Raw genomic sequence first — 22,736 nt, forward strand, 5'->3', positions numbered from 1 at the left:
CATAAAGATGAATGGGAGTGTCACACATTGAAAATAAATGAAATCAGCACAGCCGTACTGGAAGAAAAATTAAAAGCGGGAGAAGAGCTGTATCTGATTGATGTCAGAGAAGATGAAGAAGTTGCCGAAGGAATGATTCCGGAGGCCGTTCACATCCGCATGGGGGACATCCCTGAGAAGATGGATGCGTTAGACAAGGACAAGGAATATGTATTTATCTGCCGTTCCGGAAAAAGAAGCATGAACGTTTGTATGTATTTACATGAGCAGGGCTTCCGTACGGTTAATGTTGAAGGCGGCATGCTGGAGTGGGAAGGCGAAACAAAGCCGAAGAAATAACGCTTTGAAGTGAAAGAAGAAAAGGGACGTGCGTCTTTTTCTTCTTTTTTTATAAAAAAACGGGAGGCGAATCAGGTGAAACCGATGATCCGCGCGATGAAAACAAACGATATCAAACAGGTCCGGCAAGTCGCAGAACGAAGCTGGCATCATACGTATGAAGGGATTATTCCCAGACACATTCAGGATCAGTTTCTCGAATCCGCCTATCAGGATGAGATGATGGAACGCCGGCTCTTGCATTCTCTGTTCTTTGTGGCAGAAGAAGAGGGGCGAGTGCTCGGTTTTGCAAATGCCACCCCGGTTCAAAAAGACGGAAATGCGGAGCTGACCGCCATCTATATTGACCCGGATTGCCAGGGAAACGGGATAGGCACGGCACTCCTTAAAGAATGCATCAGGCAGTCCGGCGGGGTAAAAAAGCTTTATGTCCATGCAGAAAAAGAGAACCGCATTGCCTTATCCTTTTATCAAGCGAAAGGGTTTCAATGGGTATGTGAATTTGAAGAAGATTTTAAAGGACACACTTTACAGACGGTCAAACTGGTACTGAACATATAAAAGCGTCCGGCCCGCCCAGGACCGGAACGCGAATGATCAGTGATAAGCCGGAAGCCGGTCTTTGTGCGCTTCAAATAAGTCATCGCACAAAGATATGATGTCATTCATGGAAAGCTCAGCGCTCGTATGCGGGTCAAGCATGGCCGCCTGATATACGGCTTCCTTTTTTAATGTAACGGCCGCTTCGATGGTTAGAAGCTGTGTGTTAATGTTTGTTCTGTTGAGCGCCGCGAGCTGCTCGGGAAGTTCGCCCGAATAGCATGGCATAATGTGGTTTTTGACGGCTGTGCAAGGCACTTCAACGACCGCTTTCGCCGGCAGATTCGGTATCAGCCCGGTATTCAGCACATTGCCGCCGAATGTGAACGGTTTGCCCGTCTCCATCGCTTCAATAATTCTCGAACCGTATTCTTTTGAGCGTTTATGCGTCAGGTTTTGGTTGTTGATGATGCCGTCTCTCATCGTTTCCCAATTGTTGATTTGTTCCGCGCATCTCCTCGGATATTCATCAAGCGGAATTTGGAGTTCATCTATCAGCTCCGGATACCGGCTTTTTATAAAATACGGGTGATATTCGGCATTATGCTCAGATGATTCCGTTACGTAGCAGCCGAATTTATCCATCAGCTCAAACCGCACCATGTCCTTATGTTTCGTCTTTTGTTTTTCGCGTGCCCGTTTTTTAATTTCAGGATATAAATCAATTCCGTCTTTTTTAATCTCCAAAAGCCAAGCCATATGGTTAATGCCGGCAATGCGTTCTTCCGTCCCTTCGTGATCCATGCCGAGTGAGTCAAACAGATCTCTGGTACATACCTGGACGCTGTGGCACAGGCCGACCGTTTTGACATTTGTATGTCTGAGCATCGCTCCGGTCAGAGAGGCCATCGGATTTGTATAGTTTAACAGCCACGCATCCGGGCAGACCTCTTCCATATCTTTTGCGATGTCAAATAAAACGGGGATGGTGCGAAGGGAACGGAAAATGCCGCCTATTCCGACGGTATCGGCAATCGTCTGGCGGAGACCGTACCGCTTCGGGATGTCAAAGTCAATGACCGTCGCGGGTTTATAACCGCCGACCTGAATGGCGTTTATCACATAGCCGGCGTGTGTAAGCGCCTGTTTTCGGTCATCGTAGGAGATGATGGATATACTCGTATTGTAGCGGTCTCTCATGTTTTCCAGCATGAGCTGGGATTCTTTCAGCCGTACAGCGTCAATATCATAAAGCGCGAATTCAAACCCGTTTAATGCTTCAGTCAGTAAGCAGTCCCCCAGTACATTTTTTGCGAAAATCGTGCTCCCCGCTCCGATAAACGTAATTTTCTTCAACAGAAATTCCTCCCTTTTCTTCTCAGCCTTTGACCGCCCCGGAGGACAGCCCTGAGATAAAATATTTTTGAAGCGCCAAAAACAATACGACCATCGGCAGCATCGCCATAATTGCGGCTGCGGCGACTAAGTGAAGATTGTTCGCATTTTCGCCGAAGAATCCCGCCATGGCCACGGTCAATGTCTGCACCTTTTGATCTTGTAAAAAGAAAATCGCAAATTGGTAATCGTTCCAGATAAACACGCAGGACATAATGCAGACCGTTGCGGTAATCGGTTTCAACAAAGGAAACACGATTGTATAAAAAGTCCTGATCAATCCCGCGCCGTCCATCCTGGCGGCTTCCTCAAGCTCTTTCGGAATGGAAGAGCGGATAAACCCTGAATATAAGAAAACGGTCAGCGGCATATATGCAGCCGTATTAATGAGAATGGCTGCGGCATGCGTATTGATCAGCCCCGCATCAGCGACCATCTTGTATAAAGGAACCATGGAAGTCAAAGGCGGGATGATCATGATTGAAATCAAAAGGCCGAAGACGATTTTGTTCAGCTTTGTATTTCTTCTTGCAAGCGGGTATGCGGCAAGCGAACCCATGAAAATTAACAAGGCGGCGGAAACGGCTGTAATGATGATCGTGTTCAGAAAGGATTGCCCGAGAGAGGCACGTTCCCATGCTTCACGAAAATTTTGAAAAGAAAAGGCGGATGGCAGCGACCATTTTGAACTGTAGTCTCCTTTTGCTTTTAATGACGTGGTCAGCAAAATATAAAAGGGGACAATATGAATGCACGAGATAACGGCTGCCAACAGCGTAAAAATCTGCATTCGGGCTGTTTTCATGACATTTCCGTCTCCTTTCGCTTGAAATACACGAGCGCCGAAAAGCTGATGACAAGAATCATGACGGACATAAACACGCCTTGGGCGGCGGCATATCCCGCATCCTGCCGTTTAAAATATAAATCATACATAAACGTCGACATCGATTGAGAGGAATTGCCCGGCCCGCCTGCGGTCAGCGCGAAAATGACATCAAACAGCTTCAGTCCGCCGATGATATTGATGACCATGTTGATGGTGACAGCCGGCATCAATAAAGGCAGGGTGATGGTGAAAAACGGCTGAAGACCTCCAGCGCCATCCATTTTTGCGGCTTCGTAATAATCTTTCGGAATGCTTTGCAGCCCCGCCAAATATACAATCATCGCAATGCCTGCGTATTGATACGTGTTAATCATGACGATAATCCACGGGTTTGCCGCAGGGCTTGCCAAGGCGTTGACAGGACCGATTCCCAGTGCGCCAAGTACATCATTCAGCGCACCCCCGTCATATGAGAAAATAAAATACCAAATGTATCCCATTATCAGCGGACTGATAATGACGGGCAAGTAGACGATCGTTCTTGTGAGCGCCTTCATTTTTAAGCTCTGATTCAAAAGCAGCGCATATAAAAGTCCGAGCATATTCTGAAATAAAGTGCTTCCGATGCCGTAAAGCAAAGTGTTTTTCACAACAAGCCACGTGTCCGGATCTGTAAAAAGCCTTTTATATTGAGTGACTCCCACCCATTGATACGTCTGTGAGAAGCCGTTCCAGTTTGTAAATGTGATAAAAGCGCCTTTGACAAACGGAAAAATCATGAAAATAAAAACCGTGGCAAGAGCGGGAACGTACATCCACCATAGTGACGCGGATTTTACCGGCTTTTGATGTTGAAATCCTTGGGTTTCTCTTGCAAGATCACTCATTCTTTTTCAGCTCCCTGTGAATCAGATTGAAGCCGGAGCCGCTTATATTCACTGCCGAGTTTCGCTGAAATTTCAGCGGGGGTTAAGATATCGGCCATCAGCTCCTGCCCGGCTGTTCCCATCACATCCCACATTCCGTTCGGCAAATAAAGGCGGTCAAAATAAGGCTGCACCTTAATATGCTGATAGCGCTTATAGTCATTTGCGTAGAAAATGTCCGTTTGCACATTCACTAATCCGGCTGGAAGCGAGGTCGCTTCGGCAATTGATTTTGCATGCTCGGGTCGGGCCATAAATGCGATAAACTGTTTCGCTTCTTTAAGCCGCGGGGAATCCTTGAATGCCGCCAGCGTGTAACGTTCGCCTCCGATCCAAACCGGCGCGTCTCCCTTGTGGACGGCCGGGGTCGGTATGATGCCGACTTTTACCTTCGGATTGATTTGAGCGACGTCTTGGCCGAGGGTGCCGCCCTGCAGCGTAAAGGCGATTTTGTTTTGCGCCATCAGTTCAATGAGCTGGGACCGTTTTGCCGTCACGGCATCTATATTGAGCAGGTTTTCCTTTTGCATCTCTTTCAGTTTGTCAGATAAATAGGTGAAGTGTGTCCAGCGGAAGGTTCCGTTTAACAGTTGTTTTTTGTAACGGTGTGCGGGATCTGTGATGAGAAGCGGTGCGGCGAATTGATCGTAATATTGGGCAAATGAGCTTTTCTCATAGCCGGCAAACCAGAAGGGGGTGACTGTTCCGCCGCTTTTTTCTTTAATCTGTCTCAATGCCTTCATAAAATCATCCATTGTTTCCGGCGGTTTGATTCTGTATTTTTCCAACAACGTGCGGTTGTAGGCCAGTCCGTCCTTTGCCTGATTCAGAGGGAAGGCGTATATTCTGCCTTTGGCGTCTTTAAGCATGCTGTTTAAATTCGGATCGAGCCGCTTCGTCCAAGACATGCCGCTGAGGTCGGCGGTATATTCTCCGTAGCGGATTTTGGCCCAGCCGTGTGTGTCGAAAAGGTCGGGCATGTCACCGGCTGCCATTCGGACCCTCATCATATTTTCGTAGTCATTGCCTGGGAAATGAACGTTTACTTGAATGTCCGGATGTTCTTTTTGGAATGAATCAGCCAACTTTCTGAATACGGCGCGTTCGCTGTCTGAGGATATGGTGGAATAGACTGTCAATGTTTTCTGCTTTTCTCCGGCGCCGCTCTGTTCTGCCGAGCAGCCGGGAAGTATCATGCAAGTAAAAGAAAGAAACAAAGCCAGTAAGCGTTTCATCTTTTCCTCCTTTAAATATGATATAAACGCTGCGGGACACGTCACCTCCTTTCTTGTGAGCCGCAGCTTTGTCTGACAATCAATGAAGTGGGGAGCGTCACGGCCAGCGGGACGGTTCTGCCGTTTAAACGGTCGAGAAGCAATTTGACACCCGTCCGGCCCATCTCTTCCGTGTATACTTTTACCGTTGATAACGGCGTGCTGGCGTATTCTGCCTCATCAATTCCGTTGAAGCTGACAACCGCCGTATCGCGCGGGACTTGAAGGCCGGCTTCCTGCAAGGCCTTTAAAGCGCCGACAGCCATCGAATCACTTGCGATAAAAAAGGCATCGGGGAGACTTCCGCCTTTGATGGCTTCATTCATCAGCCGGAACCCTTCGTGCATGCTGTATTCGCCGATCAGTACATGCTCCGGCTCGGCGCCGGCCATTTGTAAGAAAGCGGTCAGACGCTTATCCTCAATCGTTTTATTGCTGTTTACACCGTCTATGACGGTATGCTCCCGCTCTCGGCCGCCGATATAACCGAGCCGCTGGTAACCGAGCGACAGAAGATGTTCTATCGCCTTTTGCGCTGCGGCATAAAAATCCACGCTGACGGAATCGTAGCGGGCGGGATCGGGGGTGCCGTTAACAAATACCGCGTGCCTGAAAGCGGCGCTGATATTCGTAAGCGCCTCGTCTTGCAGGCTGCCGATGACGATGACGCCGTCCAGTTCGTGAAACATATGCTCTTGAAAAGAACCGAGATGGATAGAAGATGTGATAAAAATTTTTTGCCGAAAGCATTCTTCCTCAATGCCTTTTCGGATCGCCGAAAAATAAGGATCCTGCCGTTCTTCTTCCGGTGACAGGCAGCTGACAACGCCGATCAGGGGCGCTGAATCGCTGCGGCTGCGGTTCTTCCGTCTTTTTGCCGACGGCTGATAGCCCAGCTCATCGGCGATCCTCAGAACTTTTTCTCTTGTTTCATCAGTCACAGCCAAAGAGTCATCCTTATTCAAAATTCTCGATACTGTCGCGCTGGATACAGATGCCTGTAAGGCAATATCTTTGAGACGGACCATTTCGCATCTCCTTTTTACTAAATATTTACTAAACAGAAATGACCTGGTTATTGTTAAAATGATATTATCATACGAGAGTAAGCGTTTTCAACAACTATTTTTGGATACTTTTAGTAAAAATCAGTAAAAAAGAAAATCTGTTTTTCTCTATCATATTTCAATTGAACCGGAATAAATTGATAGAGAAAGGAGAGGGTGATGTGCTGAAGATAGCTGTTTTTGATGAGGAGCATGAAAAGGATCTGCAGACTGAAGTCAATACATTTTTAAAGGGGATTTCTGATGAACAGCTCGTTGATATTAAATATACGGTAGCGGCGGCCTGTGATCCTGAAGGTGAGCAGCTTTATTGTTTTTCCGCTCTCATTTTATACCGAAAATAAAAAAGCCCGGACGAAATGCCGGGCTTCGTTGTTCATTATGCTTTTTTGACGCGGGGACTTCTTGGTTTTTGGTATTTCTCCGCTTGTTTGATTCCTTTTCTCTCGCTCGCTAATGACTTGTACAGAGACACGATCATCAGAAGGATCACGACTGAAAACGGAACCGCGGCGAGAATGGCCGTGTTTTGCAGTGCGGCCAGACCGCCGGAATATAACAAAACCGCTGCCACGGCGGACTGGATGACGCCCCAGATGATTTTCACCCGGTTTGACGGGTCTAAAGAGCCGTAAGACGTTTGCATTCCAAGCACAAATGTCGCTGAATCCGCTGATGTAATAAAGAATACAGCGATCAGAACAAGCGTTAATACGGATGTCACCATTGTCAGCGGATAGTGGCTGAGTGCGCCGAACAGCATCGTATCCGTTGACATTCCCGCGACATTGAATACGCCTTTCTGCTGAAGATCCATCGCGGATACACCGAAGATCGCAAACCATAAGAAAGCCAATATACAAGGTGTCACCAATACCCCGATTAAAAATTCCCGGATCGTCCGGCCCCTTGATACACGGGCGATAAAAATGCCGACAAACGGCGACCAGGATATCCACCAGGCCCAATAGAAAATGGTCCAGCTGTTAATCCATTCGCGCTTTTGGGGATCATTCGGAGACAAGCGAAAGCTCATCTGCACGATATTTTGTATGTATTGGCCGATAGAATCGGTAAATGAGTTCATAATCAGCACCGTCGGGCCTGCAATGAGCATAAAGATCATTAAAATAGCCGCGAGCGCCATGTTGGTATTGCTTAAGTATTTAATCCCTTTGCCGATTCCGCTCCACGCAGAAATCAAAAATAACACGGTCACGACAGCGATCAGGATCAGCTGAATGGAAAATGTTTTCGGAATGCCGAATAAATAATGCAGACCGCCGTTGATCTGAGTCGCTCCGAGCCCTAAGCTTGTCGCCACACCGACAACGGTCGCAAACACGGCGATACAGTCAATCGCTTTGCCGATCGGCCCGTTTACTTTATCGCCCAAAAGCGGTGTCAGTGTGCTGCTGATTAAACCGGGCGCGTCTTTTCTGAATTGAAAATATGCAATACATAAAGCGACGACCGCATAGATGGCCCAAGCGTGCAGCCCCCAGTGGAAAAATGTGTACCGGAGCGCATCACGAAATGCTTGGGGCGTTTCTGTTTCACCTGAGGGAGAGCTGATGGCGTAATGGCTGATCGGTTCCGCAGCCCCGTAAAATACCAAACCGATTCCCATGCCCGCGCTGAAAAGCATGGCAAACCATGATAATAAGCCGAATTCCGGTTTTTCCCCGGGTTTTCCGAGTTTTATTGTGCCGATCGGGCTCACAATGAGAAAGAGACAGAAACCGACAAATATAGAAACGACCAGCAGATAATACCAGCCGAAAGAATCCGTAATAAATTTTTGTGCCGTATCAGTGACTTGCTGCAGGCTGTCAGGAGAAATGGCCCCCCATAAAACCGCAGCGGCTGTGATGACAATCACAATCCAAAAAACACTGGAGATGTTCTTCTTCAAACGTTCTCACCCTCTGACTATTTTTTTCAATACGCCATTTTGTTTTAGTATGGTCGTACGATTGCAGATCATTCCTTTCTTCCTATTCCCTCTATCAGGTGAAACAAAACGCAGAAAACTCTATCATGTTTTTGGTCAATTATCAACGGGGACGCTCAGGTAAATGCGCTTTAAACCATTTAGAGCGAGCGTGAGAAACGTCCTGCATTCAAACCGGCGAGACGCCCTGTGACAAAGGCTGAAGTGATATTGTAGCCCCCGGTATAGCCGTGAATGTCGAGTATTTCTCCGCAAAAATATAAGCCTTCCATTTTTTTAGACGCCATTTGTTTCGGCTCAATCTCTTTTACGGAAACACCTCCGCCTGTGACAAACGCTTTGTCCAAAGAAAGCGTTCCGTCAGCGGCAACCGTAAATTGTTTGCAGTCTTTGACAAAAGCCCTGAATTGATCCTTCGGCAGTTCCGTAAAGCTTGTCTGCGGATCAAGACCGTTCCGTTCCAGAAGAAAAAGCAGGTACCGTTCCTGCATCCACGGCTTCAGCGCGTTTTTGAGCGCTTTTTTCGGTGCGTCTTTCAGTTCCTTGTGCATCTTTTGAAATAACTCTTCCTCGTTGATGCCGGGAAACAGATCGATGCGGAGTTTGACCTCTGGCTGCTTTTTCAGTTCTTTGACGACAAACTGGCTGCAGCGGAGAATGGCGGGGCCTGACAAGCCGAAATGGGTAAACAGCATGTCCATCACGTGTGTGACGATTGGTTTGCCTTTTTTATTCAGGACGCTGACGGCCGCGTTTCTAAGAGACAGCCCCTGAAGTGTTTTTTGTTTAATAAACGGTTCTGACGACGTAACCGGCACTTCCGTCGGAAAGAGTTCGGTCACGGTATGACCGGCCGCTTCCGCCCATGCATAGCCGTCTCCGGTGCTGCCGGTATGCGGGACTGATTTTCCGCCGACCGCGATAATGACGGCGTCTGCGTTAATGTGTTCGTCATTGTTTGTCGTAATGCCCGCTGTCCTGCCGTTCTCGTACCGCACTTCTTTGATTTTTTCATTTGTGCGGATGGTGACATTCAGTTGTTTTAATCGGTTCAAAAGCGCATCGACAACGCTTTGCGCTTTGTCCGTCACCGGGAACATGCGTCCGTGGTCTTCTTCTTTCAGCTGAATGCCGAGTTTTTCAAAAAGGGCGATGATATCTTCATTATTAAATTCGGAAAACGCGCTGTATAAAAAGCGGCCGTTGCCGGGGATGTGTTTGATGATTTCTTCAACGGGGAGGCGGTTGGTCACGTTGCAGCGCCCGCCGCCGGAAATCGCCAGCTTCCGTCCCAGCTTGTTTCCTTTATCGATTAATAATACGTCCGCGCCTTCTTCACCTGCCGCAATCGCAGCCATTAAACCGGACGGGCCGCCGCCGATCACAATCACGTCATAATGTTTCATCTTTCATCAACAACTTTCTTTTTCACGTATAATAGGCGGAAATGTCCGCTTTCTGCTATTATAGCGAAAGAAAGGGAATCCTTAAACGTATTTTGTTTTTTAAAGAGTTTTCCCAAAAAGTTTCCCGCTGTAATTATTACCGTCTAATTGCCCAGTTGTGTTAAAATAGAAAAGTTGAATCTTCGTAGAAAATGGTGATGAGGAAACATGTCAAGCAAATTGTTAAGGGGCACGTTCGTGCTGACGCTCGGCACCTATATATCGCGGATTTTAGGGATGATTTATCTGATCCCGTTCGGAGCGATGGTCGGAGCGACGGGCGGAGCTTTGTTTCAATACGGATATAATCAATATACACTGTTTTTAAACATTGCCACGATGGGATTTCCCGCCGCGGTTTCAAAATTTGTCTCGAAATATAACTCCAAAGGAGACTATGAGACGAGCAGGCGGATGCTGAGAGCGGGAATGTCGGTTATGCTCGTAACCGGGATGATCGCTTTTTCAATTCTTTATATTTCGGCGCCGTTTTTTGCGGAAACATCTCTCGGCGGCACGAGTAACAACGGACTTACGATTGACCACGTCGTTTATGTCATCCGGATGGTCAGTCTGGCACTTTTGGTCGTGCCGATTATGAGTCTTGTGCGCGGTTTTTTCCAAGGTCATCAGATGATGGGGCCGACAGCCGTTTCACAGGTTGTGGAGCAGCTTGCCCGGATCATCTTTTTATTGGGCGCAACGTATTTGATTTTAAGAGTGATCAACGGCGGCCTTGTCATCGCGGTCGGATACGCGACTTTCGCGGCGCTGATCGGATCATTCGGAGGGCTTGTCGTCCTTTATATTTACTGGAATAAGCGGAAGGGCGATCTCCTGGCGATGAAGCCGAATCTCGTCCCGTCTGCGAACTTAAGTTATAAAAAAATGTTCATTGAGCTTTTCAGTTATGCCGCTCCTTACGTATTTGTCGGACTGGCGATTCCTTTGTATTCATATATCGATACGAATACGTTTAATAAAGCGATGATTGCGGCGGGCCATAAGGATATCAGCCAGGACATGCTTGCGATTGTCACCCTTTATGTGCCGAAGCTTGTTATGATCCCGGTTTCTCTGGCGACCGCTTTCGGTCTGACGCTGATTCCGACGATTACTGAATCGTTTACGAGCAGGAATTATAAGCTTTTGAACCAGCAGATTAACCAGACGATGCAAATCATTCTGTTTTTGGTTATTCCCGCCGTTGTCGGGATGTCCGTGTTATCGGGTCCGGCCTATACGTTCTTCTACGGCTCTGAAAGTCTTCGTCCGGATATCGGACAGGATATATTGTTCTGGTACGCGCCTGTCGCGATACTGTTTTCTCTGTTTACCGTAAACGCCGCGATCCTGCAAGGGATTAATAAGCAGAAATTTGCTGTCGTGAGCCTTTTCATCGGCGTCATTATAAAAGTGGTGCTGAACGTGCCGCTGATCAAGCTGTTTCAGGGAGACGGGGCCATCTTGGCAACGGCGCTCGGTTATATCGCTTCTCTTCTGTACGGTTTTATTATGATTAAGCGCCATGCGGGCTATTCGTATACGGTACTTATAAAACGGGTCATTTTAATCGCAGTCCTGTCCGTCCTGATGGGAGTCGCGGTCAAGCTGACTCAATGGCTGCTCAGCTTCTTTGTAACATACCAAAGCGGCCAGGTGCATGCGGCGATTGTCGTCTTTGTCTGCGCCGCTGTCGGCGGTGCGGTGTACATGTTTGCCGCGTACCGAATCGGATTTTTACAGAAAATGTTTGGAAACCGTCTGCCCCGCGTTTTAAGGAGAGGCAGGCATTCCGCCCATTGAGAAATAATGAATAGTCCGCTTATCGCGGGCTTTTCTTTTTAAAGGAGAGGATCAGGATGAGACTTGATAAGCTGCTTGCCAACAGCGGATTCGGCTCAAGAAAAGATGTGAAAAAAATCGTCAAGGCCGGGGCTGTCATGATTGACGGAGAGCCGGCGAAAGATGTGAAAACCCATGTCGATCCGGAAAAACAGGACATCACGGTATACGGAGAGCCGGCAGACTATCGTGAATTTATTTATGTCATGATGAATAAGCCGCAAGGAGTGCTGTCCGCTACCGAAGACAGCCGCCAGCAGACGGTGGTTGATCTGCTGACGCCTGAAGAACAGCGATTTGAACCGTTTCCGGCAGGACGTCTTGATAAGGATACGGAAGGCTTTTTGCTTCTGACCAATGACGGGCAGCTCGCTCATCGCCTGCTTTCTCCGAAAAAGCATGTGCCTAAAACATATGAGGTCCGGTTAACCTCGCCTCTGTCACCGGAAGACATCGTTCATCTGGAAAGAGGCGTCGTCATTGAAGGAGGCTATAAAACGAAGCCGGCAGCCGTTGAAATCATTACAGAAAGCCCGGATGAAACGGTGATTCATTTGACCATTACAGAAGGCAAATATCATCAGGTGAAGCTGATGGCAAAGGCTGTCGGAAATGAAGTGGCTTATTTGAAGCGGCTTTCGATGGGGGCTGTTTCTCTTGACCCGGATCTTAAACCGGGAGAATTCCGCGAGCTGACTGAAGAAGAGCTCGAAACGCTGAGAGGCGCTGAAGTGTAATCGATATCAGAAAAGCCCAAAACAGATTTGTTTTGGGCTTTTTATATAGAGGAACAAAAAACAAGGCAAAGACGCTGCTTTGCCTTGCAGCATGTCAGGCCGAAAAGGGCCTTATGTAATTGTTCGCTTAAGATGTAATTTTCACTTTTTTTCGTGTTGTCTCCCACTTGCCTCGGCTAGGACTATGAACAAGATCATTGTATGCTAACACATTTAAGTCTCGCTGAATGGTTCTAGGTGTAATGCCGAATTCATCAACCAGTTCCTGTGTTGTCACAAGGCCTTTTTCCTGGATGAACATGTAAACTGATTTAATCCGAGTCAGCATACGATTTGTTGAAGGTTTCAAAAAACCACTCCCTATCATAAGATCGGATGGACTTGATATACCACAACTTTCGACTCTAAAACTTCGTACGAATAAGCAACAAAGGATGACATTCTGTTTTTTCTCTTTTAACTGCCTCCATTATACACGATATGGACAACATGAATCTAGGAATAAGAGCAGATAATTTTTTCCAAATGGGTGCCGCCTTGGTGCATTACTATGCCCGGTCCGCTTTTATTATTATGGAAACTGAAACTTTTTTTATACATGTCCGTATGAAAACGGGGGAGTGAGAAGTTTGGGAGAATTATTGAATGCAAACATTGTCTGCGCCGGTTATGCTGACAGGCCGAAGGTGATTTCTGATGTATCTCTGTCAGTCAATGCGGGTGAAATTGCCGGTTTAATCGGAGCGAACGGCGCGGGGAAAAGTACAGTGATAAAGGCGGTTCTCGGGCTTTCCCGGGATATAGAAGGCGGTATTGAGTGGAATGATTCATCTTATGCTTACATACCGGAGCGTCCGAGTTTTTATGATGAACTGACGCTTTGGGAGCATCTCGAGCTGACCGGGTCATTGCGGGGCATGGAAGGGGAAGAGTGCCGTGAGCGGGCAGGGCGGCTGCTTGAAGAGTTTTCGCTGACGTCTGTAAAACATGATTTGCCTTCCGGTTTTTCAAAAGGGATGCAGCAAAAATTGATGCTCATACAGGCATTTTTGGCGAAGCCGGATATTTACATCATTGATGAGCCTTTTATCGGACTTGATCCGATCTCAACGAAGCTGTTTACCGACATGCTGATTGCTGAGAAAGAAAGGGGCGCGGGGATTTTGATGTGCACTCATGTTCTGGATACGGCGGAAAAAATCTGCGACCGGTTTTATTTGCTGGATCAGGGCGCTCTGCTTCTTCAAGGCACGTTAGAGGAGCTTCAGGAAAAAACGGGGAGCCGTTCACTGCTGGATTGCTTTTATTCAGCGGTTCGGAGCAGTCAGCGATGACCGGGCGGGCTTTGTTTTTTCAAAGGCTGTTTCATTATTGGCGGTATCAATGGAAGGTGTTTCAGACGGTCATTGATTGGACGGTCGCGCTGTATATCGTTCTTCCCGCTGCCGCATTTGCCGTTTATCAATATGCTGAATGGCTGAACGGCAGGGGGCTTCTTAATGGAGCGGCAGGAGTATTAGGATGGGGCTGGCTGTATGTATTCAGTGCCCTGCTGTTGTGCACGGGTTTTATTCATACCTTTTTGCTGGAAGCGGATCACGTATTTTTGGTGCATGCAAAACATCTGATGCAAAAGCTGAAACGGTACGCGCTTTTGTATTCGATGTTCCTTTCCCTTATCAAATGGGGTGCGCTTGCCGTATTGTTATTTCCCTTATGGCGCCAATACGGTGACTGTACCTTACCGGCATATTCGGGTATGTTTTGCTGTCTGTTCGGCTTCCATACCGCAATATTAGCGGTGCACCGGCACAGAAAAAACAGCAGGCGGACATTCGGGAATCAGGCGGCGGGCTGGCTGAAAGTGATGGTTCTGATGGCGGGTGCGTTTTTTATGATCGTCTTTGCCGCCGAATGGTATTGGCTTTGGCCGGCGGGATGTATATTGTTCATCTGTTCCGCTCTTTTGACTTGGAAAGGATCGGAGACATTATCAGCCTTTGAGGAAGAAGTGCTTGAGGAGAACAGGCGCAAGCTTTCATTCGCCGCCTCTGTTTTGATGCTCAGCCATGATGTGCAGCTCCCGAATGGTAAACATAAAGGGCGGAGCAAGCCGTTTTTATATCCCGGCTCAAAGCACATCTTTACAAAACGGTCGGCGTATACGGCGTGGAAAGAATTGTTCTTTAAAGTGCTGATTCGAAACGGCGGGTATCTCCGGCAGCTTTACCTTTTAACCGCGGCTTTTACGGCTCTTATTCTCGTTCTTCCGCTCTTAGTGAAGCCGGCAGTCCTCATTTTGTTTGCGATCGTCAGCCGCTATGCCGCGTCACTTTTATTTGACCGGATCACGGATAAACCGGTTTTAAGCGGTATCAAGAGAGACAGTGATGACTATTTCAGGGCGCGAAACAGCGCATTAACCGTCATTCAAATCATCTGTTCCGCCTGGTGTCTCATTGCCGCGATTCTTTCCGTTCTTTATATGTGAAAATCCCTTTCCGAAAAAGGAAAGGGATTTTTCTTAATGTCCGTTCAAAATAAAAAGCTGAATAAAAAACAGCACGGCGAAGATGATGACTAAAGGATGGATTTCGCGCCATTTTTTCTTAGCTGCTTTAACAAGCGGATATGAAATGAAGCCGAGTGCGATTCCGGTTGAAATACTGGACGTTAGAGGCATCGCCAAAATGACGAGAAAGGCCGGGAACGCTTCATCAAGCTCATTCCAGCGGATATTCGATACCGCACCCATCATCAGGCTGCCGACAATAATCAGAGCCGGTGACGTAATCGCGGACACTTCCGATAAGACGCTGACAAGCGGGCTGAAAAACATGGAAACGGCAAACATAACGGCAATCGTCAGCGCCGTCAGACCCGTTCTTCCGCCGGCCGCCACACCTGCTGAAGATTCAACGAACGCGGTCGTCGGGCTGGTGCCGAAGATGCTTCCCACCGTCGTAGCGGTCGAATCAGCCAAAAGCGCTCTTCTGGCATTCGGCAGCTGATTGTTTTTGATCAGTCCCGCTTGTTCGGCGACACCGATCATGGTGCCGGTCGTGTCAAAAATCGTAACGAGAAGAAAAGAAAACACAACAGCGTACAGACCGTGATGCACGACATCCCCGAGAGCTCCGAACGGATTTGTGATTAAAAGCCCCTCCGGCAGGTGCGGGAAGGACATGAATCCTTTCGCGAAATGAATCTGCCCGGTCAAAAAGGCAATGACGGCGGTCAGCGCCATTCCGATGAACAGAGCCCCGTTAACATTCAGCACCATCAGTACAATACTGATGATAAGTCCGATAAGCGTTAAAATGACGGCGGGCGAATGAAGATCGCCGAGTGCGACCAGATTAGATTTATCAGCCGTGATGATTCCGGATTGGCGTAAGCCGATAAAAGCGATAAATAAGCCGATGCCGGTCGTAATTCCGTATTTTAAATTGTCCGGAATCGCTTCTATAAGTTGTTTTCTTAAAGGCGTTAACGATAAAATAATAAAGATGACTCCCGCGATAAAAACGGCGCTGAAAGCCGTCTGATACGTAATGCCGCTGCCTGTGCCGACAACGTGAAAGGCGAGATACGCGTTTAAGCCCATGCCGGGGGCAATGGCGATCGGAAAATTCGCAGCGAGAGCCATCCATAAAGTTCCGACAATGGAAGCGATAATCGTCGCGGTGAACACCTGGTCAAACGGAATTCCCGCATTGGAAAGGATCACCGGATTGACGACAATGATATACACCATTGTGAAAAAGGTGGTCAATCCCGCGGTAATTTCTCTTTTTATTGTCGTTTGATGCTTGTCGAGATGAAACATAAGTACCTCCAATGACGAACATTTTTTCAAAACATCATCTATATTATTCGTTTTATCGACATTTTGCAAGTCTTTATCAAGAAAGGGGATTTGTGATGAACTGGGAAGTTGAAGTCATCAGAAACAAAGAAGATCTGATCCGTGACACGCAGAAGTTTTTGCAGATCAACAGCGTAATGGACGAATCAACAGCCGGTCCCGGCCGGCCGTTTGGAGAAGGCGTCAATGCCAGCCTGACGTCACTGCTGGAATTCGGTGAAAAAGAAGGCTTCACCGTAAAGAATCTTGATGGCTATGCGGGCCATATTGAATGGGGAACGGGTGACGAAATCGTCGGCGTTCTGTGCCACGTCGATGTCGTTCCGCCCGGAGACGGCTGGACGAGCGATCCGTTTTCAGCCGATATCAGGGACGGCCGGATATATGCCAGAGGCGCCATTGATGATAAAGGGCCGACAATGGCGGCGTTTTATGCGCTGAAAATCGTCAAAGACATGCAGCTTCCTTTATCCAAACGCGTGAGAATCATCATCGGAACGGATGAAGAAAGTGATTGGAGATGCGTGGATCACTACTTCAAACACGAAAAAATGCCTGACATCGGCTTTGCTCCTGACGCGGATTTTCCGATCATTAACGCGGAAAAAGGAATTATAGATGCGTCACTGCGCATTGCAAAAAGCGCTTCTGACAAAGACGCAAAAAACGGGCTTCTGTCATTCCGTTCAGGACTTCGCTTGAACATGGTGCCGGATGTGGCTGAAGCGGTTATTGAAGGGGACGGTCTTGATGCCGTGCACGCATATTTCAGCAAATGGCTTGAGCAGTCAAAAACACAAGGTGAAGCAGTTTCGGAAAATGGAAAACTGACGCTTCGGGTATATGGAAAATCATGCCACGCGATGGAACCGGATAATGGTGTCAATGCCGGCTTAAAGCTTGCTGAATGCCTTAACGGAACGGAGCTGGATGGAGCCGGAAAGCACTTTGTCAAAACCGTCAGTGACTATTTTTTAAATGATACACGAGGCAAAAAGCTGAAAATTGATTGCAGGGATGACATCAGCGGAGAGCTTACATTGAATGTCGGCACCTTTACATACAGAAAGGGTGAGGAAGGAGAACTCGGCATCAACATCCGTTATCCCGTCACTTCAGACAGCAATGTCATCCGTGATGCTTTTACGTCTGCTGAAGAATTCCGGCTTGAAGAATTTAAAGACAGCAAACCGCACCACGTTTCAGCCGATCATCCGCTCGTAAAGACGCTTCAAAAGGTTTACGAAGGACAGACGGGAAAGAAAGCGGATCTGATTTCAATCGGCGGAGGAACGTATGCGAGATCCCTTTCGGCGGGCGTCGCGTTCGGGCCGCTGTTCCCCGGCCGGCCTGACAGCGCGCATCAAAAGGATGAGTACATTGAAATCGATGACCTTCTCCGGTCAACCGCTTTATACGCCGAAGCCATTTATGAGCTTGCCAAGTGATAATAAAAAGGGACGCCGAAAGCGGCATCCCTTTTTATCATTCAAATGACCATAAATCCGTTGATAAATAACGTTCTCCCGTATCGGCCGTCATACAGATGACGATCTGTTCGGAAGGGAGGCGTTTTGCGGTTTCAATGGCGGCGAAGCAGGCGGCGCCTGAAGACGGGCCGACGAGTATACCTTCTTCCCGGGCCAGACGGCGTGTTGTCGTATACGCATCTTCATCAGATATTTTCATGATTTCATCGTAAACGTCCTGATTCAGTATGCCGGGAATAAATCCGGGGCTTGTCCCGACAAGCTTATGAGCGCCGGGTTTTCCGCCAGACAGGACGGGAGATCCCGCAGGCTCGGCGACATGAACAATCATATCCGGGAAAAGCTCCTTCAGCGTTTCTCCGGTTCCGGTAATGGTTCCGCCCGTTCCCGCCGTTGCCACAAAAGCACCGAGCGGTCTGTTGAGCTGCTGAACGGCCTGATAGATTTCAATGGCGGTCGTTTTTCGGTGGGCATCTGGATTTGCGCCGTTATCGAATTGCATCGGGATAAAACTTCCCGGAATCTGTTCGGCGAGTTCTTTCGCTTTTTTGATGCTGCCGGGCATTCTTTCCGCCCCCGGTGTTAACACAACCTCCGCGCCGTACGCTTTCAGGAGGTTGATGCGTTCTTTCGTCATCGTGTCAGGCATGACGAGGATTGCCTTGTAGCCGCGCGCCGCCGCGTTCATCGCCAGGCCGATGCCTGTGTTGCCGCTTGTCGGTTCGATGATGACAGAGCCGGGTTTTAAATGCCCGCTGTTTTCCGCCTCAATGATCATATTGTAAGCCGCTCTGTCTTTGACACTGCCGCTCGGGTTAAACGATTCTAATTTTAAATAGACCTGTGCTGCATGTTCTGGCTGAAGGCGATTGAGCTTTACGATCGGTGTGCTGCCGATCAGCTCCGCCGTGCTGTTTACGATTTTCAAGGCCGGCTCATTCCTTTCTGTATAAAACGTTCGGTACATAATATCCTATCATAATGAGCGGACAGGGTTCTCCTCTCCGCTTATCCGTTTTATAATAACACCATAACCAAAGAGGGGGAGATCCTCGTATGAAAGCTTCATTGCCGCATTATTTTATCGGCATTCCGATTCCGGCTGACATTGCTGAACCGATTTGGGAAGCAGCCAAAAAGGAGCCGGTGTTAACATTTAAAAAATGGGTGCACCCGCATGACTATCATATTACACTCATTTTTCTCGGAGCCGCGGATGAAGAACGGCTTGCGAAATTATCGTCGCTGCTCGCAGATGCTGCGTCGGCAGCGCAGCCGTTTACCGTACAGTTTCAGCATCTGGATATTTTCGGCGACCGCAGACAGCCGAGAGTGCTTCACCTTGAGCCCGAACGGAATGAACAGCTCTTTGATTTGCGGGAAAAAACAAAACAGGCTGTTTTGAAAGCCGGTTTTCAAGTGGAAAAACGCCCGTATCATCCTCATATGACGATGGCGCGGAAGTGGGCGGGAGACCGGCCGTTTCCTGACGATGTGCCGTTTGAAAGCGGCAGGGTGCAAAGTGCCGTCAGCCGGTTTTCCCTGTTTCAGACCCATCTTGACCGGTCGCCTAAATATGAAGAAATCGCACAGTTTCAATTGACATAAACAAATATTCGGAGTGGAGAAATCACATGGCACAGATCATCAAAATTCACGACTGCATATCCAGATATGAACTTGATCCATATCATTATATGAACCAGTTTATCCGGCTGAAGAAAGAACGCTGGGAGACGCTTCTTGAAGCGTTTGACCGGAAGACGGAAGAAAAAGAAACGAAAACGGCTGCAGGCGGGGAAACCGATCAAGCGCCGGCCAGGAAAAAATTTTCCTTAAAAAAGAGAAAAGAAGAAAATATGGCCGATATAAATGAAAAGAGGCACCAATGGTTTGATGAGCCGGAGGGAGAAGAGGCGCTGTTCGGGAATCTCCCGTCTCGAAAGTCTGAGCTCGCGTCTTTTTTCAAAGATCAGCTGTATGACTTTCAATTAAAATGGGCGAGCTCCACGCTTTCTCAAAAGTCTGAGCTTTCACAGGCGGTCAAAAGGGACGGGATGTTAAAAATGCTGGCTCAAAAGCTGCCCGATTCCTATTTTGTGATGTATCATCCGGTTCTGCAAATTCAGCAGGCGTCCGTCGAACTGAGCATGATCATCATCTCGCCGCTGGAGATTTTCTGCGCTGTTTTTATGGAAGCGGAAGAGGACAGCGTATATATCGGATCAAAACACCGTTTTTGGGAAGAAAGAGGCTCCGGCAGCACGCGCCAAGTATTGAATCCGTCTCTCAGCCTGCACCGGACGGGCTCGGTCGTTTCGCAAATCGTAAAAGAAAAGCAGGCCGACATTCCCGTGCGGAAGCTTTTGCTCAGCAGAACGTCTTATATTGATTATCCGGAGCCGCCGTACGGGCTGGAAATAGCTGATAAACGGACTGCCGCAGAGTGGCTGGAAAAGCAGCAGAAAAATACGGCGCCGATCAAGCACCACCAGCTGAAGGCGGCGAAGGCTCTTTTGTCTTACGGCTTGAGCGATTCAAGCCGGAGACAGGAATGGCTTGATTAAAACGGACGTTTGCCGGCTGTCTCTTCATCTATGAAGCAGGTGAAAACAAACGATGAGTCAATGGTTTTTTATTATTAATCCGGTCTCAGGAGGGGGGCGGGGCCGGCGTGTCTGGAAATCAGTTCAAAAAGAGCTGAACAGGCGCGGGGTCAGCCACCGTTCTTTTTTGACCGGGCATCCCGGACATGCGGAAGTGCTGGCGAGACAGATTTCAATGATGCAGGATCATAAGCTTAAGCGGCTGTTCGTCATCGGCGGTGACGGGACGATGCATGAAGTCATTAACGGACTGAAAGGAACGGATCAGATTGAGCTGACCTTTGTGCCTGCCGGTTCGTACAATGACTTTTCCAAAGGGCTCGGTATTAAGAAGTCGGCGCTCCTCCAAGAAATCAAAAGTCTGCACCGCCCGCTCACACGGAAATTTTTTGCGGGAAGCATCAACTTTTTTCATGACAAAGCGCAATCACTTTATTTTATTAACCACCTGTCTGTCGGCTTCGATGCCTCAGTTTTGAAGGCAACGGCGAATTTTCCGTTATCACGCGTTCTTCGGTTTTTTCGTCTCGGCTTTGTGATTTACCCGCTCGCGCATTTACATACGGCCTCGGGGTTTCAGCCGTTCAGATTTGTTTGCACGGCAGACGGCCAGAGGCGTGAATTCCGCAATGTCTGGTTTGTCATTGCGGCTAATCACCCTTATTACGGAGGCGGCATGAAAGCGGCGCCTTCAGCAAATCCCCGTCAAAACCATTTTGATATTGTCATCGCAGAAAACCTGTCTTTTTTCTCGCTGTATCGTTTTTTATGGGCGATGAGCTTCGGCCGGCATATCAAAATGGACGGAGTGACGATGATAAAGGGGAAGGAATTCGTTTTTGAAACAGATGGGAAAATTCCGTTTCACGCTGACGGCGAGCTGATCGGAACGACGCCGTTTCGGCTTATGCCGGGCGGTACGCCGTTGAAAATAAAAACATAATAAACAAATGAAACCCGTCAAATGTTTCACGGCAAAGAGCGGTTCGCGGCATAAATCTTCAGAATTCACAGGTGTTCTTGCTAGTTTTGCTTGACGAAGTTTGTGCTGTAGCGCTAAAATTTATAGGACGGCTATTGATTAGCATATGAGACTCTCAATAGCTGTCTTTTTTATTCTCATGAAATTGTTTATGACAGGCCGCTCCGCCAATAGAGAAAGGCTGGAGGCCTATTCTAAAATATTTTAAGAAATGATGGGTTGAACATTGATATGAACTGGTTGGGACAATTACTAGGTAGCGATTGGGAGATCTTCCCCGCCGGAGGAGCTACAGGAGATGCATATTATGCGAAACATAACGGCCAACAGCTTTTTTTAAAACGTAATAGCTCGCCCTTTTTAGCCGTGTTATCCGCCGAAGGCATTGTTCCGAAGCTGGTTTGGACGAAACGGATGGAAAACGGAGACGTCATTACGGCTCAGCATTGGATGGCGGGCAGGGAGCTGAAGGCAAAGGATATGAGCGGACGCCCGGTGGCTGAGCTGCTCCGCAAAATCCACACATCAAAAGCTTTGCTCGACATGCTGAAAAGATTGGGAAAAGAACCGCTTGATCCGGGCGCCCTTTTGTCGCAGCTGAAGCAGGCCGTCTTTGCCGTGCGGCAATTTTCGCCGCTTATTCAGGAAGGCCTTGCTTATTTGGAAGCTCATGTGGATCAGGTGCAATTCGGTGAAAAAGTCGTTTGCCATTGTGATGTGAATCATAATAACTGGCTTCTGTCTGAAGACAACCAGCTGTATTTAATAGATTGGGACGGCGCCATGATAGCTGATCCGGCCATGGATCTCGGCCCTTTATTGTATCATTACGTCGAAGAGCCAGCGTGGGACAGCTGGCTTGGGATGTACGGCATGAAGCTCACGGAAGGGCTTCGGCTGAGGATGGCGTGGTACATGTTATCGGAGACCATCACCTTCATCGCCTGGCACAAATCAAAAGGAAACGACAAAGCGTATCATGATGCCATGGAAGAGCTTCATGCCCTGATGAAGCGGATTGTCAAGTAGTCAGGAGTACGAATCCATCTGCTCCACCCATTGGGACAAATGGTTTTGGTGCTCCTGAATATGCGTGTCGATGGAATCGGCCGTGATGCCGGACTGGCTGTAGCGGTAGACATCCTCGAGCACGTTTTTTATATTTGAATCAAGCCCGGTGTTGGCCATCAGTGATTTGATGACGCGCTCCAGCTGTTCATACTCGGCAACCGTGCCGCAGCAATCCAATTGATGGTCGGCCAGTATGTCCTTTAATAACCGGACCTGATGTTCGCTTGTTAAGCCCATGATTCATATACACATCCTTTCTGTGTCATACATTGTGCAAAGCGGTGCGGTTTTATGCATCACATGAGTGTTCCGGACCGGGGAGCCTCTTTTTTTATGCAGCCGGCGCCTTTAAAAGGCGCTTGCGGCTC

General features: G+C 48.2%; 23 protein-coding genes. 12 read left to right on the top strand and 11 right to left on the bottom strand.

Going from position 1 to position 22,736, the window contains the following annotated elements; translation table 11 throughout:
* Positions 1-27: 27 nt before the first annotated feature.
* Together NQS30_RS13385 and NQS30_RS13390 are read left to right on the top strand one after the other, a co-directional pair.
* A complete protein-coding gene (locus NQS30_RS13385) occupies positions 28-339 on the top strand; it encodes a rhodanese-like domain-containing protein (protein WP_038464197.1) in 312 nt (103 codons plus the stop codon).
* An 84-nt stretch (positions 340-423) separates the two neighbouring features.
* Positions 424-900, top strand: coding sequence for a GNAT family N-acetyltransferase (locus NQS30_RS13390; protein ID WP_079891821.1), 477 nt, complete (start codon positions 424-426; stop codon positions 898-900).
* 36 nt (positions 901-936) lie between these two features.
* Here NQS30_RS13390 and melA read toward each other — a convergent pair whose 3' ends face one another.
* The 5 genes from melA to NQS30_RS13415 are packed head-to-tail and all read right to left on the bottom strand — an operon-like array spanning position 937 to position 6,331.
* Positions 937-2,235 carry an alpha-galactosidase MelA gene (gene melA / locus NQS30_RS13395; RefSeq protein ID WP_069006853.1) on the bottom strand — a complete coding sequence of 433 codons (1,299 nt, stop codon included), beginning with the start codon at positions 2,233-2,235 and terminating at the stop codon, positions 937-939.
* 22 nt (positions 2,236-2,257) lie between these two features.
* Positions 2,258-3,079 (bottom strand): carbohydrate ABC transporter permease, encoded by an 822-nt coding sequence (locus NQS30_RS13400; protein ID WP_072589479.1) that lies wholly within the window; start codon positions 3,077-3,079, stop codon positions 2,258-2,260.
* Positions 3,076-3,990: a carbohydrate ABC transporter permease gene (locus NQS30_RS13405; RefSeq protein WP_072589478.1), complete on the bottom strand. Its 915-nt coding sequence runs from the start codon at positions 3,988-3,990 to the stop codon at positions 3,076-3,078. The genes NQS30_RS13400 and NQS30_RS13405 overlap by 4 nt, the downstream gene beginning before the upstream one ends.
* Complete coding sequence (locus tag NQS30_RS13410) at positions 3,987-5,264, bottom strand: ABC transporter substrate-binding protein (protein WP_218791328.1); 1,278 nt, start codon at positions 5,262-5,264, stop codon at positions 3,987-3,989. The genes NQS30_RS13405 and NQS30_RS13410 overlap by 4 nt, the downstream gene beginning before the upstream one ends.
* A 41-nt stretch (positions 5,265-5,305) precedes the next feature.
* Positions 5,306-6,331, bottom strand: a complete 1,026-nt coding sequence (locus tag NQS30_RS13415; RefSeq protein WP_007408800.1) for a LacI family DNA-binding transcriptional regulator — start codon at positions 6,329-6,331, stop codon at positions 5,306-5,308.
* A 200-nt stretch (positions 6,332-6,531) separates the two neighbouring features.
* On the opposite strand from NQS30_RS13415, the gene NQS30_RS13420 reads away from it, so the two are divergent.
* Entirely contained in the window at positions 6,532-6,714 is a 183-nt protein-coding gene (locus tag NQS30_RS13420) for a sporulation protein Cse60 (protein ID WP_003152309.1), read from the top strand.
* A gap of 35 nt (positions 6,715-6,749) precedes the next feature.
* Here the strand turns inward: NQS30_RS13420 and opuD are convergent, their stop codons facing one another.
* Positions 6,750-8,285 carry a glycine betaine transporter OpuD gene (gene opuD / locus NQS30_RS13425; RefSeq protein ID WP_012118228.1) on the bottom strand — a complete coding sequence of 512 codons (1,536 nt, stop codon included), beginning with the start codon at positions 8,283-8,285 and terminating at the stop codon, positions 6,750-6,752.
* Between the two features lie 179 nt (positions 8,286-8,464).
* Positions 8,465-9,730, bottom strand: coding sequence for a BaiN/RdsA family NAD(P)/FAD-dependent oxidoreductase (locus NQS30_RS13430; RefSeq protein WP_025285134.1), 1,266 nt, complete (start codon positions 9,728-9,730; stop codon positions 8,465-8,467).
* A 207-nt stretch (positions 9,731-9,937) separates the two neighbouring features.
* Here NQS30_RS13430 and NQS30_RS13435 point away from each other — a divergent pair, with 207 nt between their 5' ends.
* Both NQS30_RS13435 and NQS30_RS13440 read left to right on the top strand, forming a co-directional pair.
* Positions 9,938-11,575 (top strand): putative polysaccharide biosynthesis protein, encoded by a 1,638-nt coding sequence (locus tag NQS30_RS13435; protein WP_014418671.1) that lies wholly within the window; start codon positions 9,938-9,940, stop codon positions 11,573-11,575.
* Positions 11,576-11,631: 56 nt separating this feature from the next.
* Positions 11,632-12,351, top strand: coding sequence for a pseudouridine synthase (locus tag NQS30_RS13440; RefSeq protein ID WP_007408795.1), 720 nt, complete (start codon positions 11,632-11,634; stop codon positions 12,349-12,351).
* Between the two features lie 127 nt (positions 12,352-12,478).
* Here NQS30_RS13440 and NQS30_RS13445 read toward each other — a convergent pair whose 3' ends face one another.
* Complete coding sequence (locus NQS30_RS13445) at positions 12,479-12,700, bottom strand: DeoR family transcriptional regulator (RefSeq protein WP_003152337.1); 222 nt, start codon at positions 12,698-12,700, stop codon at positions 12,479-12,481.
* 280 nt (positions 12,701-12,980) lie between these two features.
* On the opposite strand from NQS30_RS13445, the gene NQS30_RS13450 reads away from it, so the two are divergent.
* Together NQS30_RS13450 and NQS30_RS13455 are read left to right on the top strand one after the other, a co-directional pair.
* Positions 12,981-13,685, top strand: coding sequence for an ABC transporter ATP-binding protein (locus tag NQS30_RS13450; protein WP_007408794.1), 705 nt, complete (start codon positions 12,981-12,983; stop codon positions 13,683-13,685).
* Complete coding sequence (locus NQS30_RS13455) at positions 13,682-14,842, top strand: ABC transporter permease (RefSeq protein ID WP_032868328.1); 1,161 nt, start codon at positions 13,682-13,684, stop codon at positions 14,840-14,842. Before NQS30_RS13450 ends, NQS30_RS13455 begins: the two co-directional genes overlap by 4 nt.
* A gap of 33 nt (positions 14,843-14,875) precedes the next feature.
* Here NQS30_RS13455 and NQS30_RS13460 read toward each other — a convergent pair whose 3' ends face one another.
* Positions 14,876-16,180, bottom strand: a complete 1,305-nt coding sequence (locus NQS30_RS13460; RefSeq protein ID WP_012118223.1) for an NCS2 family permease — start codon at positions 16,178-16,180, stop codon at positions 14,876-14,878.
* 95 nt (positions 16,181-16,275) lie between these two features.
* Between NQS30_RS13460 and pepV the strand changes: the two genes are divergently transcribed.
* A complete protein-coding gene (pepV, locus tag NQS30_RS13465) occupies positions 16,276-17,667 on the top strand; it encodes a dipeptidase PepV (RefSeq protein WP_069006857.1) in 1,392 nt (463 codons plus the stop codon).
* 37 nt (positions 17,668-17,704) lie between these two features.
* Here pepV and cysK read toward each other — a convergent pair whose 3' ends face one another.
* Positions 17,705-18,676, bottom strand: coding sequence for a cysteine synthase A (gene cysK / locus NQS30_RS13470; protein ID WP_139134426.1), 972 nt, complete (start codon positions 18,674-18,676; stop codon positions 17,705-17,707).
* Positions 18,677-18,765: 89 nt separating this feature from the next.
* Here cysK and thpR point away from each other — a divergent pair, with 89 nt between their 5' ends.
* From thpR to NQS30_RS13490, 4 genes are all read left to right on the top strand, one after another.
* Complete coding sequence (gene thpR / locus NQS30_RS13475; protein WP_025285129.1) at positions 18,766-19,317, top strand: RNA 2',3'-cyclic phosphodiesterase; 552 nt, start codon at positions 18,766-18,768, stop codon at positions 19,315-19,317.
* 26 nt (positions 19,318-19,343) lie between these two features.
* The gene (locus NQS30_RS13480) at positions 19,344-20,276 is read left to right on the top strand and encodes a hypothetical protein (protein ID WP_015240407.1); all 933 of its coding nucleotides are present in this window, start codon (positions 19,344-19,346) and stop codon (positions 20,274-20,276) included.
* A gap of 52 nt (positions 20,277-20,328) precedes the next feature.
* Positions 20,329-21,258 (top strand): YegS/Rv2252/BmrU family lipid kinase, encoded by a 930-nt coding sequence (locus NQS30_RS13485; protein WP_072589474.1) that lies wholly within the window; start codon positions 20,329-20,331, stop codon positions 21,256-21,258.
* 270 nt (positions 21,259-21,528) lie between these two features.
* Positions 21,529-22,326 carry a phosphotransferase family protein gene (locus NQS30_RS13490; RefSeq protein ID WP_003152355.1) on the top strand — a complete coding sequence of 266 codons (798 nt, stop codon included), beginning with the start codon at positions 21,529-21,531 and terminating at the stop codon, positions 22,324-22,326.
* On the opposite strand, the gene NQS30_RS13495 is transcribed toward NQS30_RS13490, so the two are convergent.
* Entirely contained in the window at positions 22,327-22,605 is a 279-nt protein-coding gene (locus NQS30_RS13495; RefSeq protein ID WP_003152357.1) for a YtzH-like family protein, read from the bottom strand.
* Between the last annotated feature and the right edge of the window lie 131 nt (positions 22,606-22,736).

It is taken from the genome of Bacillus sp. B1(2022) (assembly GCF_040259625.1).
In the GTDB taxonomy this organism is placed as follows: Bacteria; Bacillota; Bacilli; order Bacillales; family Bacillaceae; genus Bacillus; species Bacillus velezensis.

Excerpts from the sequence above, each read along its gene's own strand:
- NQS30_RS13390 (WP_079891821.1), top strand. The coding sequence starts at position 424 with ATGATCCGCGCGATGAAAACAAACGATATCAAACAGGTCCGGCAAGTC.
- NQS30_RS13400 (WP_072589479.1), bottom strand. The coding sequence starts at position 3,079 with ATGAAAACAGCCCGAATGCAGATTTTTACGCTGTTGGCAGCCGTTATC.
- NQS30_RS13405 (WP_072589478.1), bottom strand. The coding sequence starts at position 3,990 with ATGAGTGATCTTGCAAGAGAAACCCAAGGATTTCAACATCAAAAGCCG.
- NQS30_RS13410 (WP_218791328.1), bottom strand. The coding sequence starts at position 5,264 with ATGAAACGCTTACTGGCTTTGTTTCTTTCTTTTACTTGCATGATACTT.
- NQS30_RS13415 (WP_007408800.1), bottom strand. The coding sequence starts at position 6,331 with ATGGTCCGTCTCAAAGATATTGCCTTACAGGCATCTGTATCCAGCGCG.
- NQS30_RS13430 (WP_025285134.1), bottom strand. The coding sequence starts at position 9,730 with ATGAAACATTATGACGTGATTGTGATCGGCGGCGGCCCGTCCGGTTTA.
- NQS30_RS13435 (WP_014418671.1), top strand. The coding sequence starts at position 9,938 with ATGTCAAGCAAATTGTTAAGGGGCACGTTCGTGCTGACGCTCGGCACC.
- NQS30_RS13440 (WP_007408795.1), top strand. The coding sequence starts at position 11,632 with ATGAGACTTGATAAGCTGCTTGCCAACAGCGGATTCGGCTCAAGAAAA.
- NQS30_RS13455 (WP_032868328.1), top strand. The coding sequence starts at position 13,682 with ATGACCGGGCGGGCTTTGTTTTTTCAAAGGCTGTTTCATTATTGGCGG.
- NQS30_RS13460 (WP_012118223.1), bottom strand. The coding sequence starts at position 16,180 with ATGTTTCATCTCGACAAGCATCAAACGACAATAAAAAGAGAAATTACC.
- pepV (WP_069006857.1), top strand. The coding sequence starts at position 16,276 with ATGAACTGGGAAGTTGAAGTCATCAGAAACAAAGAAGATCTGATCCGT.
- cysK (WP_139134426.1), bottom strand. The coding sequence starts at position 18,676 with ATGTACCGAACGTTTTATACAGAAAGGAATGAGCCGGCCTTGAAAATC.
- thpR (WP_025285129.1), top strand. The coding sequence starts at position 18,766 with ATGAAAGCTTCATTGCCGCATTATTTTATCGGCATTCCGATTCCGGCT.
- NQS30_RS13480 (WP_015240407.1), top strand. The coding sequence starts at position 19,344 with ATGGCACAGATCATCAAAATTCACGACTGCATATCCAGATATGAACTT.
- NQS30_RS13485 (WP_072589474.1), top strand. The coding sequence starts at position 20,329 with ATGAGTCAATGGTTTTTTATTATTAATCCGGTCTCAGGAGGGGGGCGG.
- NQS30_RS13490 (WP_003152355.1), top strand. The coding sequence starts at position 21,529 with ATGAACTGGTTGGGACAATTACTAGGTAGCGATTGGGAGATCTTCCCC.
- NQS30_RS13495 (WP_003152357.1), bottom strand. The coding sequence starts at position 22,605 with ATGGGCTTAACAAGCGAACATCAGGTCCGGTTATTAAAGGACATACTG.